The sequence below is a fragment of the Roseovarius litoreus genome (genome assembly GCF_900142765.1).
Taxonomy (GTDB): domain Bacteria; phylum Pseudomonadota; class Alphaproteobacteria; order Rhodobacterales; family Rhodobacteraceae; genus Roseovarius; species Roseovarius litoreus.
In genome coordinates this window covers 361396-375847 of record NZ_FRCB01000002.1, presented here as the reverse complement: position 1 = coordinate 375847, position 14452 = coordinate 361396, and the positions used below count along the sequence as shown (strand labels likewise).

The following is a 14452-nucleotide window of genomic DNA, read 5'->3' as shown; positions in this document are numbered from 1 at the left end:
CGTCTATAATAGTCCTTTTCCCGCCCCCGGGCCAACGGGATTCGACAGCGGCGCAGGATCACATTGTCGCGGGTCCCCGGCGCCTCAGCGCTCCACCGCCCGGAAATGCCGCCGCCATTCCGCCAGCGCGGGGTTGTCCGAGGGCCGCACCGCCTCGCGCGCCAGATCGGCATCCTGCCCGCTTGCCGCCACACCGGGGCTTTGCGCCTCAAGCGTTCCAAGCCGTGCCAGACCCTCGGTCACCTGCGGCACGCGCGCCATCGTCGCCGCGATCGAGCGTTGGAACTCCTGGCCCTTCAACTGGTGCCGCGCCCCGAAATAGAAGCTGACGATCACCCCCAGAAGCCACCACAAGGGCTCCGGCACCAGCGCGATCCCCTGCATCCGTGCCGCAAACCAGACCGGATCGACCATCGCCCCCACGAACAACCCCAGCGTACCAAGCGCCATCGCCGGGCGCGGCAGGCGATTGACCCCGTCCATGATCCGGTCGAACAGCCCGCGCTCGGGCGGCGCGAATTCGGCCCCGAACTGCTCCAGAGCCTGCGACCGCCGTTCCGCCTCCCGCGCGGCCCCGGCCTCGGCGTTTTCGCGAAACACCTGCGCGGTCTCGGCCAGCACATTGCGCCACGACCCGAAAACCAGCCCCAAAATCGTCTCGATCAACCCCATGACGCCACCCTGTCCCGAAAATCCGCCTCGCTCAGATGAAAGCGCGGCGTGATGAACTCCTCCGCGCGCCGGATCCAGCCACCCTTGCCGCCATTGCGGGCGCGTGCGAATTTCCGGCTCGCGGGCCGCTGATCCGCCAGCCTCAGGTAATAATTCCGCCGCGCGATCCCGTAGGCATCGGCCAGAAAATCCGGCGCCGCGCGCCATGCGGCATGGGCCGCCGCCTCGGTCTGCGGGCCGATCACCCCGTCAACAGCCACCTCATGCCCCATCTCTTGCAACAGCCGCTGCAGGATGCGCACCGCATTGACGCCTGCATTCACATACATGTCGAACACGCTGGCCTGCAGCACATCGGGCAAGACCTCGATCCGCGTGCGCCGGTAATACTGCTCGATGAAAATCGCCTCGGCCCTGTCGCGCGTCATCGCGCGCACATCGGCCACATCCACATCCCCGTCCCGATCCAGATCAAGCCCAAGCCGGCGCATCGTATGGATCGTGACGCCATGTTTAGTGGCGCCCCCCGGATCGTCGGGATCATCCACAAAGCCGCCCTCTCGGGCGACGATCTCTCGGGCGATCTTTGCGATATCCGGCATGTCGGCTGGCCCTCCTTGGCGCCTGTCATGAACGACAGGCCAAGGATCGCGCCGATTGGTTAACGCCGTCCTGCAGCACCGTGCGCACTTGGCACGGCCGCACCGGACCTCAAATCTGGATCAGCTTCCGCTGGCCCCCTCGATGGGGCGGATATTGCCCTCGGGGTCCTTGTAGACGCCCTGTTCCTTCAGCGCGTCCACCACTTCCTTGGGCATGTAGGTCTCGTCATGCTTGGCCAGGATCTCCGACGCCACAAAGACGCCGTCCTGAAACGAGCCGGTGCCGACCATGCCCTGATTCTCCTCGAAAAGATCGGGCAGAACCCCCTTGTAGGTCACCGTCACAACGCCCCCGCCATCGGTCACGTTGAAGCGTACCGTCTCGCCTTCGCCGCGCACGATGCTGCCCTCTTCGACAAGCCCGCCGATGCGGAACACTTCCGTGGGGCTCGGCGGCTCGGCGATCACCTGGCTGGGCGAGCGGAAGAAATTGATCCCGTCGCGCATCGCATAGCCGATCAACCCGGTCGAGATCACCAGAGCCACCGTCGCAACGGCGATAATCTGGATACGGCGTTTCTTCTTGAGCGATTTCATGGCGCGACCCGTTCAGATCAAGGAAAGACCGGGGCCAGCATCAGACCTTCGGTTTCCTGAATATCTAGCATCAGGTTGGCATTCTGCAAAGCCTGACCGCTGCTACCTTTTGTCAGGTTATCCAAAGCCGCGATCACCAGCGTCTTGCCGGGGATGCGGTCAGCCACCACGCCGATATGGCAAAAGTTGCTGCCCCTCACATGTCGGGTGCTCGGCGCCTCGCCCATCGGCAAAAGCTCGATGAACGGCTCTCCTTCATAAGCTTCGGCCAAGGCCGCATGGATCGCACCCGCCTCACCCTTGACATAACCGGTGGCCAGAATGCCCCGGTTCGCCGGGATCAGATGCGGGGTGAACTGGATGCGCACGTCGCGCCCGGCAATCGCGCTGAACTCCTGATCGAACTCGCCCAAATGCCGATGCGTGCCGCCCACCGCATAGGCGTGATAGCCCTCGCTCAATTCGGCATGCAGCAGATTTTCCTTGAGCGACCGGCCAGCCCCCGACACGCCGCATTTGAGATCGAGGATGATATCGTCCAGATCGATCACCCCCGCCGCAATCAGCGGGCGCAGGATGTATTGCCCTGTCGCCGCGTTGCAGCCCGTGCCCGCCACCAGCCGTGCGGCGCGGATCTCGTCACGGTAGAACTCGGTCAGCCCATAGACCGCCTCTTTCTGCAACTCGGGTGCGGCATGGGCGTTGCCATACCACCGCTCATAGGCCGCAGGATCGCGCAGCCGGAAATCCGCGCTCAGATCGACGATCTTCAGATCGCGTGGCAGCGCGGCGATCACCTCTTGGCTCGTCTTGTGCGGCAGCGCGCAGAAACACAGGTCGATCCCGGCAAAATCGATCTCGTCGATCGTGACCAGCTTCGGCAAGTCCAGATGCCGCAGATGCGGGAACACCTGCGCCATGCTCTGTCCCGCCTTCGAGTTGGCCGCCAGCGCCACGATCTCCATCTGCGGATGGGTGGCGATCAGCCGGACAAGCTCGGCCCCGGTATAGCCGCTGGCGCCCAGAATGGCGATCTTTCGGGTCATGTCGGACTCCTGCAATTTGTCGGCAGTTGCGTACAGGCTGGACACAATAATGCCAAGAGGCGCCTCGGTTCGTCCCAAACCCGCGTAGGTTTGGTACGGATCGTACGAAACCCCGCTCAGGCGGCGCTGAAGATGATTTCCCGGCGCAAAAACTGCGTGGCCCGGCTCGAGACCCGCTTGGGATCACCGGTGGTCAGAAACGCCGCCTCGGTCCCCGACCCCAGCATCGCGGGATGGCGCGTCAGGTAATCGGCAAGGCTTTCCGCCACCAGATTCGCCTGGCTGTAGACCTGCACATCCGGCCCCAACGCATCCTGAAAAACGTTTTGCATCAAGGGGTAATGGGTGCAGCCAAGGATCGCGGCCTCGGGATTGGGCATCTTGCGCTTGAGCGCATCGACATGGCTGCGCACCAGCGCCTCGGCCAGAATCATGTCGCCCTCTTCGATGGCGTCCACCACGCCCCCGCAGGCCTGCGCCTCCACATCGACCCCAATCGCGCGGAACGCCAACTCCCTCTGAAACGCCCGGCTGCTCACCGTCGCCGGCGTCGCAAACAGCGCCACATGCTTGACCGCCACCTCTCGCGGCGGCGAGTTGTCGCCCCATTGCCGCTCGGTAAGTGCTTCAATCAATGGAACAAAAACGCCCAGCACCCGCTTGTCGCGGGGCACCCAGTTTTCCTGCATCCGGCGCAGCGCCGCCGCACTCGCGGTGTTGCACGCCAAAATCACCAGATCGCAGCCCGCATCCCATAACCGGGAGACCGCTCTGGTTGTCAAATCGTAAACATCATCGGCATCGCGCACCCCGTAAGGCGCGTGTGCGTTGTCCCCGAAATAGACGAAAGGCACATCCGGAAGGCGCTTTTCCACCGCGTCCAGAACCGTCAGGCCACCCAGCCCGCTATCGAAAATTCCAACCGCCATAGCCTGTTGCGCCCTTGCGAATTCATTCGAATTCGAACCCGGTCATCGTCGGATCGACCGGCCCCGGGCTTAGCTCATACGTCTTGTGGCGTAAAAAAGCCATAAGGGATTTCGTGTCCCCCTTGCGCGCCTGCAAGGCGTCGCGGTCGATCGGATCGCCCACCACAACCCGCACGGATGTATCCACCCGTTTGCGGAACTCCTTGATAAGAAGGCCCATTCTCAAGGTGTAATGCAGATGACTGGCCAGCTGGAACAGCCGGCTGGTATGTCCGTCAAAGAAGATCGGCACCACGGTCGCATCCGACTTGGCGATCATCCGCGCCGTGAACCCCCGCCAGCCCGGATCCATCGGCTGCGCAAAGGGCTTGGCCGCCGTGCTGACCGTGCCCCCCGGAAAGATCCCGATCGCCCCGCCCTGCCCCAGATACTCCAGGGCGGTCTTGCGCGTCTCGAGGTTGAGCTTCACCGCCTCTTTCGTCTCGTCGAAATTGATCGGCAGAATCACCTTGTTCAGATCCTCCGCCTTGCGGAAAACATGATGCGCCAGAATGCGAAAATCGCCCCGGGTCTGGCTCAGGATGTGGCCCATCATTAACCCATCCAGAATCCCGTAAGGATGGTTCGCGATCACGATCAGCGGGCCGGTTTTCGGGATGCTTTGCAGACTGCCGCCCACAACATCCAGTGTCAGGCCGTAGCGCTCCACCATCACCTGCCAGAAATCGCGCCCGCCTGCCACCTCGTGCTCATAGCCGCGCGCGCGTTTGATAAGGCCGATCCGCCCGGTCATGTTCTCCATCGCGCGAATCATCGCCCGCCCCCCGCGCGTCTGCGCCGAGTGCGCATAGCTGATATCCCGCGCGATATGCCTGTGCTGCTGCATGGTCACGATCCCCGCCTCACCGACGGCCCTGTTAGGAAGTCACGACCCTTGTGACCAGCCACGATGAATTTTTTATGACATTTATTCCGCCGCCTGTTCCAGCGGCGTCCCTCCCGCGCGGATCGCCGCCAGAAGCGTCTCCCGCTCCTTGGCCGCGCGCGCCTCGTTGGCCTGTTTGACCGGACCGAAGCCTCTGATTTTCAACGGCAATTCGGCAAGCGCCACGATCGCGTCGCGGGTCTTGTCGGTCAGCTTGGGCAGCACCTCGCCAAGGTCGCGCTCATATTGGCGGATCAGCGCGCGCTCCATCTTGCGCTCGGCTGTATAGCCGAACGGGTCCACCGGCGTCCCGCGCACCCATTTCAACCCCGCCAGCACCCGCATCGGCCGCTCCATCCACGCACCGAATTCACGCTTCTGCGGACGCCCATCCGGACCCTTGCGCGCCAGAAGCGGCGGCGCCAAGTGGAACGTCATCTCGAAATCGCCGTCGAACTCGGCCCGGGCCTTGTCGCGCGTGTCCAGCAAAAGCCGGGCAACCTCGTATTCATCCTTGTAGGCCAACAGCTTATGGTAGCCCTTCGCCACCGCCTCGCGCAGCCGCGCATCCTCGATCCCGTCCAGCAGACGCAGGTACCGCTTGGCCAGCCGCTTGCCCTGATAGGCCGTCAGATGATCCGCGCGATAGGCGATCTCGTCCTCCAGACTGCGGGGCAGCTGGACCACGTTCGGCGTGATCTGCCGCGCGGCCTCATCGGGATGCACCGCAGCCCACCTCCCGATCCGGAAGGCGCGCTGGTTCTGCTCCACCGCCGCACCGTTCAGCGCGATCGCCTCAAGAATGGCCTGCTCGCCCACGGGGATCAGCCCGCGTTGCCACGCCGCGCCGAAAACGATCATGTTGGAAAAGATCGAGTCGCCCATCGTCACCCGCGCCAACTCATGCGCATCGACAAGCTGCACCCCGTCCTGCAACCGCGATTGCAGCGCGAGCGTCAACCGCTCCGAAGGCAGCCGAAACTCGGTATCGCGCGTGAAATCGCCGGTCATCACCTCATGGCTGTTGACCACAGCACCGGTGCGCCCCTGCCGCATCAAGCCAAGCGTCTTCGCCCCCGCCGATACGACAAGATCGCCGCCGATCACCGCGTCCGCCTCGCCCGTAGCCACGCGGATCGCATTGATATCGCTTGGTTTTTCGGCAATACGGCAATGGATATGAACGGCGCCGCCCTTCTGGGCAAGCCCCGCCATTTCCATCATGCTGGCCCCTTTGCCATCCAGATGCGCCGCCTGCGCCAGGACCGCGCCGATGGTCACAACGCCTGTCCCGCCCACTCCGGTGATGACAACGTTATGCGTGCCCCGGATCGTCGGCAGCACAGGATCGGGCATGTCCGGCAAGTCAAGATCGCTCGCCGCTTCCTTGCGGATCGTGGCGCCCTCCAGCGTCACGAAGGACGGGCAAAACCCCTTGAGACAGCTGAAATCCTTGTTGCAGGCCGATTGGTCGATGGCGCGCTTGCGCCCCAAAGGCGTGTCCACCGGTGTGATCGCCACGCAATTCGACTGCACCCCGCAATCACCGCAGCCCTCGCAGACATCGGTATTGATGAACACCCGCTTGTCCGGGTCCGGGAACGTGCCGCGCTTGCGGCGACGCCGCTTTTCGGCGGCGCAGGTCTGCACATAAACAATGGCCGACACACCGCTGATTTCACGGAATTTTTCCTGAACCTCAGGCAGTTCAGCCCGCTCATGCCAGCCGATATCCTTGGGAAACAGGGCGCGCTCCGGCTCTTCCTTGGCATCATAGACCACGGCGATCTCGCGCACCCCCATCGCCCGCAATTCGCGTACGATCCGGTCCGGCGTCAGCCCGCCCTCATTGCCCTGACCGCCGGTCATCGCAACGGCATCGTTGTAAAGGATCTTGTAGGTCATGGTGGCGCCCGCCGCCACCGCGGCCCGGATCGCCAGGATCCCCGAATGGTTATAGGTGCCGTCCCCGATATTCTGGAACACATGGCCGCGCTCCGAGAACGGCGCCTCGCCGATCCAGTTGGCACCCTCGCCGCCCATATGCGTGAAGCCGCTCGTCTCACGATCCATCCACAAGGCCATGATATGACAGCCGATTCCGGCATAAGCGCGGCTGCCCTCTGGCATTTTGGTCGATGTATTATGCGGGCATCCGGCGCAGAAATACGGCAGGCGCGCCGCGATATACTCGGCATTGTCTGCCTTGCGCGCCTCAGCGATCTCGGCCAGCCCCGCGCGGATACGGTCGGTGCCGCGCCCTTCTTCGATCAGGACGCCGCCGATCTTCTCGGCGATCATCACCGGATCGAGCGCCATGCGTGTCGGAAACAACTCTTCATTATGCAGGCTGCCCGCACCGCCCTTGTACCAGCCATAGACCCGTCTGCCGCGCCGGTTGTCGAAAATCGCCTCCTTGATCTGGATCTCGATCAGCTTGCGTTTCTCCTCGACCACCACGATCAGCTCCAGCCCCTCGGCCCAGTCGTGAAAGCCCTTCATGTCCATCGGAAACGTCTGTCCCACCTTGTAGGTGGTCAGGCCCAGCCGATCCGCCTCGGTGGCGTCGATCCCCAGAAGGTCCAGCGCGTGCACCAGATCGAGCCAATTCTTGCCCGCCGCGACAAATCCGATCTTCGCCCCCGGCTTGCCCCAGACACGCTTGTCGATTTTATTCGCGTTTGCAAAGGCTTCTGCGGCAAACCTCTTGTAATCTATCACCCGCGCTTCCTGCGGAATCCAGTGATCGTTGAGCCGGATGTTCAACCCGCCTTCGGGCATGTCGAATTCGGGCGTCACGAACTGCATCCGGTCAGGACGACCATCGACCACGCTGGTCACCTCAACGGTGTCCTTCATCGTCTTGAGCCCGCACCACACCCCGGCAAACCGGCTGAGCGCAAAGCCGTAAAGCCCGTAATCCAGGATTTCCTGCACCCCTGCGGGCGACAGGACGGGCATATAGGCGTCCACCATCGCCCAGTCCGACTGGTGACACACGGTCGAGGATTCGCCGGTATGGTCATCCCCCATCGCCATCAGGACGCCGCCATATTTCGAACTGCCCGCCATATTGGCATGGCGCATCACGTCGCCCGACCGGTCCACCCCCGGCCCCTTGCCGTACCACAGACCGAAAACGCCGTCATACTTGCCCTCACCGCGCAATTCGGCTTGCTGGGTGCCCCAAAGCGCCGTGGCCGCCAGATCCTCGTTGAGACCCGGCTGAAACAGGATCTCCGCCTCTTTCAAGGGGCGTTCGGCGCGCATCATCTGCATATCCACCGCACCAAGCGGCGAGCCCCGATAGCCGGTCACATAGCCTGCCGTATTCAACCCCGCCGCGCGGTCGCGCGCGGCCTGCATCAACATCAGCCGAACGAGCGCTTGTGTGCCATTCAGCAGCACAGATGACTTTGTGAGGTCAAATCGGTCATTCAGGGATACTTTTTGAGTGCTCATCGCGCGTTCCCCTTTCGGTGCCATGCACCACAATTATATCATAGATCAATAATAGGTCACAAATAGTGACCTACAAAGCGGAATTTCATCGTTTTTCCACGGAACCGCCGTGGTCATGTGACGATTTTCTGCTATTTCGGGGCGCGGGTGGTTTTTAAAATGAAAGTTGCTGTCATGGACTGGGACAAGTTAAGAATATTTCACGCCGTCGCGGATGCAGGCAGCCTCACCCATGCCGGCGATCACCTGCACCTGTCCCAATCCGCGGTGTCCCGACAGGTGCGCGCACTCGAGGAATCGCTCAACACCACGCTGTTTCACCGCCATGCGCGGGGACTGATTCTTACCGAACAGGGCGAATTGCTGTTCGATGCGACCCGCGCGATGCTCAAACGTCTCGATGCCGCCACCGCCCGGATCCGCGACAGCGAGGAAGAGGTGTTCGGCGAATTGCGCGTCACCACCACGATCGGCTTCGGCACCCTGTGGCTCGCCCCGCGCCTGCCCCAGCTTTATGCGAAATATCCCGATCTCAAGATTGATCTGATGCTGGAGGAACGCGTGCTAGACCTGCCCATGCGCGAGGCCGATGTCGCCATCCGCATGAAGGAACCCAGCCAGGCCGATCTGATCCGCAAACGGCTCATGAGTGTGCATATGTGCCTCTTTGCCTCAACCAGCTATCTCGAAAGCCGTGGCACCCCGGTCAGCCCCGACGATCTCAAGCATCACCGCCTGATCTGCCAGAACCCGCGCTCGGCGCAGGTCGGGGCCGGGGCGACGCTGGTCAATGAGTTGATGACCCATGATGTGCCGTCGCTGTTGACGGTGAACAACTATTTCGGCGTGTTGCAGGGCGTTCTGCACAATCTCGGGATCGGTGTGCTGCCGGATTATCTGACGCATGATTTCCCCGATCTCGTACGGGTCCTGCCGGACGTGCATTCCGTCGAAGTTCCGGTTTTCCTCGCCTATCCCGAGGAATTGCGTCATTCCAAGCGCATCGCCGCGTTCCGTGAATTTGTTCAGGAAGAAATCATCGCTTACAGAAAAAAGATAAGAGAACAGGCGGTTAGCTGAAAATTCAGACATATCGTGTTTGCGATATGCATTCAGTGCATGGCGGGCATGCTGCACCTGCGGCATTATTTTTCTTGAATGGTCTAAAAACAGCCCCTATCTCCCGGTCGTGACGGTGGCGGCTTCGCGCCCCACCATCATACCTCCCTGTTGGACTTCGGCCGAGCTTAGTGCTCGGCCTTTTTTTTGGGCAAACGCGCCCTGACATCGTCAGATCTTTGCGCGCCGCCTCTTTTGCGGGCAGCGCGCTCATTTCAGGGGCGGCTCAGATCACGCGCAAATCCGGCCCGGAAAGCGGCGACAAAGCGCGCGGCGCACCATCGGTGATGACGATATTTTCCTCATGCACCATGATCCGGCCCGGCGCCGTCTCGATCCCCGGCTCGAGCGTGATCACCATGCCCGCGCGCAACTCGGTATGATCGCGGGCGGTCAGCGACAGCCCTTCGGTCAGCTGCAGGCCCAACCCATGCCCAAGCCGCCCCGCCGCCTCGCCACCGCCGACGATATCCGCCATCGCGCGCCAGACATCGCTGGCCCTTGCGCCGGGGCGCGCCACATCCAGCCCCGCTTGGGTCGCCTCGATCAACCGGGCATGGGCCGCGCGCTGTGCGTCATCGGCCCTGCCGATTGCGAAATTCCGGTCATAGTCGCAGAAATACCCGTCGCGCACGGCGCCTGTATCCAGCATCAGCACATCGCCGACCGCCAGGGGCGCATCCGTCGCGGGCGAGATGACATCGCCATAGCCCTCCGGCCCGGCGCCACCCGCAAGGTAAGGCACCCAATCCGCGCCTTCCTCCAGCAGCACGCGCTGAAAATCGCGAAACACCTGCGACAGTGGCACACCGGGGGCGGCGATCTCGCCAACCCTGTGAAAGGCCCGCCCGGCAATCGCGCAAATTTCCGCGATCTTGCCAATCTCGGCCTCGGACTTGATCGCGCGGCAGCCCGCCACGATCCGCCGATCATCGGTGAACGGCTGGCGCGACGCCGCCTTGACCCGCTCGAAATCCGCAAGCGGCATCCGCAGATGCGTCTCCAGATGCGAGGGCACCCCCACCGGCCCGCCGATCTCGCGCAGCGCGTCCGCCAGAAGGCTCACCCCGTCATCCACCGGGTCCGGCGCCGACCATGTGCGGATATCCTTGATCCATGTCCCAGCCATCAGTGCAGCCCCAATCGACGGGATCACCGCCACCGGATCGCCTGCAGCCGGCAGGACCACGAACCACGGTCGGCTCGGGCTTTCCCAGAACCGCGTCAGAAATCCGGTGAAATACCGCACATCCGGCTCAGTCGTCAGCAGGATCGCGCCCAGACCCTCGGCCTGCATCCCGGCCTGCGCGCGGGCCAGCCGGGCCTTGTATTCGGCCGCGTCAAAGCCGCGGCTCATGCCTCGGCCTCTTCGCTGAGAATGCACAAGGCCCGCGCGTCAGCCTCCAGCCCTATCAGCCGCATCGCCGCCACGCCTGCCGCGCCTGAACTGGTGGTGGCAAGTCCGCGCCTGGCCAGATCGGGCAAGATCGCCTCGGCCTCGGCATCCGAAATCGTCACGAACAGATCGGCATCCCGCGCCAAGCCCTTGAGCGCGATCAGCGAGGGCGCCTTGCAATCAAGCCGCCCCATGCAGGACACCGGCCCTTGCGTTGTGACAGGGCGTCCGGCTTCGATCGACGCGGTCAGGGCCGGCGCCGCCTCGGGTTCCACCACGACAATGCAGGGCCCCTGCCCCCAGGCCTCGCGGAACAGCGCGGCGCATGCCCCCGCCAGCCCGCCGACACCGGCCTGCAGGAAGATATGCGTGGGCGCCTGCGGCATTTGCCGGACCGTTTCGGCGGCCATCGCCAGATACCCCTCCATCAGACGGTGCGGCAGATCGAAATACCCCGGCCACGAGCTGTCGGACAAAAGCGTCCAGCCATGATCCTGTGCCGCCTGCGCGGCGGCATCCATGCTGGCCTCGTAATCCTCGCCGGCGCGCACGACCTCGGCCCCCTTGGCGCGCAGCCGGTCGGCAAAGCCTTCGGGCACGGTCCGTGCCAGATAGACCACGGCGCGCGCGCCGAAAACATGCGCCCCCGCCGCGACCGAAAGCCCGTGATTGCCCGCACTCGCCGTAACATAGGTGCGCCCCGCAAGCGCCTGCGCCATCGGCGCCTTTCCCGTGGCCGCCGCCTCATGCGCGATGACATAGGCGGCGCCAAGCGCCTTGAAGCTGCCAAGCCCCATGCGTCCGCGTTCATCCTTGATCCAGAACGGCGCAGCGCCCCCCTCGACCGCAACCAGCGGCGTTTGCGAAGCCGCAGGACATTGCGCCAACAGCGCCTCCGGGGTTGCGGCATCGATGCTGGGCCAAGGTGCCCCCGCCAGTACATCATCCGGAAGGCCCACGCCTCGCCACGGATTTTCGATCGTCTTCATGTCCTCTCCCCGATTACCTCCCCCATCCGAGCCCTAATGCGCCCCGGGGTCAAGCCAAGAGCCTCCGCCGCGCCCCCTTCCCCCGGGCCACGCCATGCACTAAAGAAGGCCGCAACCGGACCACCCAGGGGGATTCCATTCAGATGCAGGACCCGGCAATCACGCCCGAACTGATCGAGGCCCATGGCCTCAAGCCCGACGAATATCAGCGCATCCTCGATATCATCGGCCGCGAACCCACCTTTACCGAGTTGGGCATCTTCAGCGCCATGTGGAACGAGCATTGCTCTTACAAGTCCTCCAAGAAATGGCTGCGTACCCTGCCAACCACCGGGCCACAGGTGATCTGCGGGCCGGGCGAGAATGCGGGCGTTGTCGATATCGGCGACGGACAAGCGGTCATCTTCAAGATGGAAAGCCACAACCACCCCTCGTATATCGAGCCCTATCAGGGGGCAGCGACCGGTGTGGGCGGCATTCTGCGCGATGTCTTCACCATGGGCGCGCGCCCCATCGCCTCGATGAACGCGCTCAGCTTCGGTGAGCCGTCGCATCCCAAGACACGGCAGCTTGTGCATGGCGTGGTGGCCGGTGTGGGCGGCTATGGCAACTGCTTCGGCGTTCCTTGCGCAGGCGGCGAGGTGCGGTTCGATCCGGCCTATAACGGCAACTGCCTCGTGAACGCCTTTGCCGCCGGTCTCGCCGATGCCGACAAGATCTTCTATTCCGCCGCTTCCGGCGTCGGGATGCCGGTGGTCTATCTGGGCGCCAAGACGGGCCGCGACGGTGTCGGCGGCGCCACGATGGCCAGCGCCGAATTCGACGAGTCGATCGAGGAAAAGCGCCCCACCGTGCAAGTGGGCGATCCCTTTACCGAAAAGCGCCTGATGGAGGCCACGCTCGAGCTGATGGCCACGGGCGCCGTGATCTCGATTCAGGACATGGGGGCTGCGGGCCTGACGTGCTCGGCGGTTGAAATGGGCGACAAGGGCGATCTGGGCGTGCGGCTCAACCTTGAACAGGTGCCCTGCCGCGAAGACGGCATGACCGCCTATGAAATGATGCTCTCGGAATCCCAGGAACGGATGCTGATGGTCCTGCGCCCTGAGAAAGAGGTCGAGGCCAAGGCCGTCTTCGACAAATGGGACCTCGATTTCGCCATCGTCGGCGAAACCATCCCCGAAGACCGCTTTCTCATCATGCATAACAACGTGGTCAAGGCCGATCTGCCGCTCAAGGCGCTGTCGGGCAACGCACCCGAATATGACCGCCCATGGGTGGAAACCCCAGCCGCCGAACCGCTGGACCCCGCCACCGTGCCGGGCGTCGATCCGATCGACGGACTGCGTGCGCTGCTGGCTTCGCCCAATTACTGCTCGCGGCAGTGGGTCTATGAACAATACGACACGATGGTCATGGCCGACACCGCCCGCACCCCCGGTCAAGGCGCCGGCCTGATCCGGGTGCATGGCACCGACAAGCTCTTGGCCTTCACCTCGGACGTGACCCCGCGCTACGTCAAGGCCAACCCCTTCGAAGGCGGCAAACAGGCCGTGGCCGAAGCCTATCGCAACCTGTCAGCCCTTGGCGCCGTGCCGCTGGCCACGACCGACAACATGAATTTCGGCAATCCCGAAAAGCCCGAGATCATGGGCCAGTTCGTCGGCGCGATCAAAGGCATCGCCGCCGCCGTCTCGGCGCTCGACATGCCGATCGTGTCGGGCAACGTGTCGCTTTATAACGAAACGGACGGCAAGGCGATCCTGCCCACGCCCACCATCGGCGCCGTGGGCCTGATCCGCGACCCCGAAACCGCCATCATCGGCGAGGTGCGTGACGGCCATGTGGCGCTCGTTCTTGGCGAAACCGCCGGGCATCTGGGCCAATCCGCACTGCTCGCCGAAGTCTACAACCGGATCGAAGGCGACGCGCCGCCCGTCGATCTGGACGCCGAGAAGCGTCACGGCGATTTCATCCGCGCCAATCACGCGCTGATCCGTGCCTGCACCGATCTGTCCGATGGCGGCCTTGCGCTGGCCGCGTTCGAGCTGGCCGAGGCGGCGGGCGTCGGCGTGCAACTCGACAGCGACGACACCGCCACGCTCTTCGGTGAGGATCAGGCGCGCTATCTGATCGCCTGCAATTTCGATCAGGCCGAGGCGCTGATGATCGAAGCGGGCCGCGCAGGCGTCACCCTGCAAAGCGTTGGCCGCTTCACCGGCGACACGGTGCGCTTCGGATCCGTCGAAGCGCCGCTCTCGGATCTCTCGCAGACCTACCGCTCTGCCTTTGCGTCCATCTTCGGCTGACATCCCGCGCCCCGCCGATCATTGCGCATCGGCGGGGCGCGCGCCAGTCTCCGGAAAATCGACCCTTCCCAAGTCTTGCGCGCCGCGCCCTCGCACCTGCTATTGCAGAGGGCGCATCGGCGCTCTAAGTCTTGACCAGAAGACTGACAGGAGACGCGCCATGCCAATGCAGCCTCAGGAGATCGAAGACCTGATCCGCACCGGATTTCCCGATGCCAAGATCACCATCACCGATCTGGCCGGTGACGGGAACCATTACGCCGCCGAAGTGATCGACGCCGCGTTCAAGGGGATGAACCGCGTGCAGCAGCAGCGCGCCGTCTATGCCACGCTCAAGGGCAAGATGGACGGCTCGCATGGTGAATTGCACGCGCTGGCCCTCACGACCAAGGCGCCAGACTGAGCG

The 14452-nt window shown here is 63.6% G+C and carries 12 protein-coding genes; 3 read left to right on the top strand and 9 right to left on the bottom strand.

Features of this window, described 5'->3' with window-relative positions:
- Window positions 1–84 precede the first annotated feature (84 nt).
- From F3H35_RS06020 to F3H35_RS05990, 7 genes are all read right to left on the bottom strand, one after another.
- Complete coding sequence (locus tag F3H35_RS06020; protein ID WP_149778703.1) at window positions 85–672, bottom strand: holin family protein; 588 nt, start codon at window positions 670–672, stop codon at window positions 85–87.
- Entirely contained in the window at window positions 663–1274 is a 612-nt protein-coding gene (locus F3H35_RS06015) for a holin-associated N-acetylmuramidase (RefSeq protein WP_149778702.1), read from the bottom strand. The genes F3H35_RS06020 and F3H35_RS06015 overlap by 10 nt, the downstream gene beginning before the upstream one ends.
- Window positions 1275–1394: 120 nt before the next feature.
- Window positions 1395–1871, bottom strand: coding sequence for a cytochrome c maturation protein CcmE (gene ccmE / locus F3H35_RS06010; RefSeq protein ID WP_149778701.1), 477 nt, complete (start codon window positions 1869–1871; stop codon window positions 1395–1397).
- A 17-nt stretch (window positions 1872–1888) separates the two neighbouring features.
- Entirely contained in the window at window positions 1889–2917 is a 1029-nt protein-coding gene (gene argC / locus F3H35_RS06005) for an N-acetyl-gamma-glutamyl-phosphate reductase (protein ID WP_149778700.1), read from the bottom strand.
- A gap of 116 nt (window positions 2918–3033) precedes the next feature.
- Complete coding sequence (gene murI, locus F3H35_RS06000) at window positions 3034–3846, bottom strand: glutamate racemase (protein WP_149778699.1); 813 nt, start codon at window positions 3844–3846, stop codon at window positions 3034–3036.
- A 22-nt stretch (window positions 3847–3868) separates the two neighbouring features.
- On the bottom strand, window positions 3869–4732 hold the full coding sequence (locus tag F3H35_RS05995) for a lysophospholipid acyltransferase family protein (RefSeq protein ID WP_149778698.1): 864 nt from the start codon (window positions 4730–4732) through the stop codon (window positions 3869–3871).
- Window positions 4733–4813: 81 nt separating this feature from the next.
- Window positions 4814–8233, bottom strand: coding sequence for an indolepyruvate ferredoxin oxidoreductase family protein (locus F3H35_RS05990; RefSeq protein WP_149778697.1), 3420 nt, complete (start codon window positions 8231–8233; stop codon window positions 4814–4816).
- Window positions 8234–8407: 174 nt separating this feature from the next.
- On the opposite strand from F3H35_RS05990, the gene F3H35_RS05985 reads away from it, so the two are divergent.
- Window positions 8408–9313 (top strand): LysR family transcriptional regulator, encoded by a 906-nt coding sequence (locus tag F3H35_RS05985; protein WP_149778820.1) that lies wholly within the window; start codon window positions 8408–8410, stop codon window positions 9311–9313.
- A gap of 265 nt (window positions 9314–9578) precedes the next feature.
- On the opposite strand, the gene F3H35_RS05980 is transcribed toward F3H35_RS05985, so the two are convergent.
- Window positions 9579–10709 (bottom strand): M24 family metallopeptidase, encoded by a 1131-nt coding sequence (locus tag F3H35_RS05980; protein ID WP_149778696.1) that lies wholly within the window; start codon window positions 10707–10709, stop codon window positions 9579–9581.
- Window positions 10706–11737, bottom strand: a complete 1032-nt coding sequence (locus F3H35_RS05975) for a pyridoxal-phosphate dependent enzyme (protein ID WP_149778695.1) — start codon at window positions 11735–11737, stop codon at window positions 10706–10708. Before F3H35_RS05975 ends, F3H35_RS05980 begins: the two co-directional genes overlap by 4 nt.
- 143 nt (window positions 11738–11880) lie before the next feature.
- Here F3H35_RS05975 and purL point away from each other — a divergent pair, with 143 nt between their 5' ends.
- A complete protein-coding gene (gene purL, locus F3H35_RS05970; protein ID WP_149778694.1) occupies window positions 11881–14046 on the top strand; it encodes a phosphoribosylformylglycinamidine synthase subunit PurL in 2166 nt (721 codons plus the stop codon).
- 160 nt (window positions 14047–14206) lie between these two features.
- On the top strand, window positions 14207–14449 hold the full coding sequence (locus F3H35_RS05965; protein ID WP_149778693.1) for a BolA family protein: 243 nt from the start codon (window positions 14207–14209) through the stop codon (window positions 14447–14449).
- Window positions 14450–14452: the final 3 nt, after the last annotated feature.

Excerpts from the sequence above, each read along its gene's own strand:
- F3H35_RS06020 (WP_149778703.1), bottom strand. The coding sequence starts at position 672 with ATGGGGTTGATCGAGACGATTTTGGGGCTGGTTTTCGGGTCGTGGCGC.
- F3H35_RS06015 (WP_149778702.1), bottom strand. The coding sequence starts at position 1,274 with ATGCCGGATATCGCAAAGATCGCCCGAGAGATCGTCGCCCGAGAGGGC.
- ccmE (WP_149778701.1), bottom strand. The coding sequence starts at position 1,871 with ATGAAATCGCTCAAGAAGAAACGCCGTATCCAGATTATCGCCGTTGCG.
- argC (WP_149778700.1), bottom strand. The coding sequence starts at position 2,917 with ATGACCCGAAAGATCGCCATTCTGGGCGCCAGCGGCTATACCGGGGCC.
- murI (WP_149778699.1), bottom strand. The coding sequence starts at position 3,846 with ATGGCGGTTGGAATTTTCGATAGCGGGCTGGGTGGCCTGACGGTTCTG.
- F3H35_RS05995 (WP_149778698.1), bottom strand. The coding sequence starts at position 4,732 with ATGCAGCAGCACAGGCATATCGCGCGGGATATCAGCTATGCGCACTCG.
- F3H35_RS05990 (WP_149778697.1), bottom strand. The coding sequence starts at position 8,233 with ATGAGCACTCAAAAAGTATCCCTGAATGACCGATTTGACCTCACAAAG.
- F3H35_RS05985 (WP_149778820.1), top strand. The coding sequence starts at position 8,408 with ATGGACTGGGACAAGTTAAGAATATTTCACGCCGTCGCGGATGCAGGC.
- F3H35_RS05980 (WP_149778696.1), bottom strand. The coding sequence starts at position 10,709 with ATGAGCCGCGGCTTTGACGCGGCCGAATACAAGGCCCGGCTGGCCCGC.
- F3H35_RS05975 (WP_149778695.1), bottom strand. The coding sequence starts at position 11,737 with ATGAAGACGATCGAAAATCCGTGGCGAGGCGTGGGCCTTCCGGATGAT.
- purL (WP_149778694.1), top strand. The coding sequence starts at position 11,881 with ATGCAGGACCCGGCAATCACGCCCGAACTGATCGAGGCCCATGGCCTC.
- F3H35_RS05965 (WP_149778693.1), top strand. The coding sequence starts at position 14,207 with ATGCCAATGCAGCCTCAGGAGATCGAAGACCTGATCCGCACCGGATTT.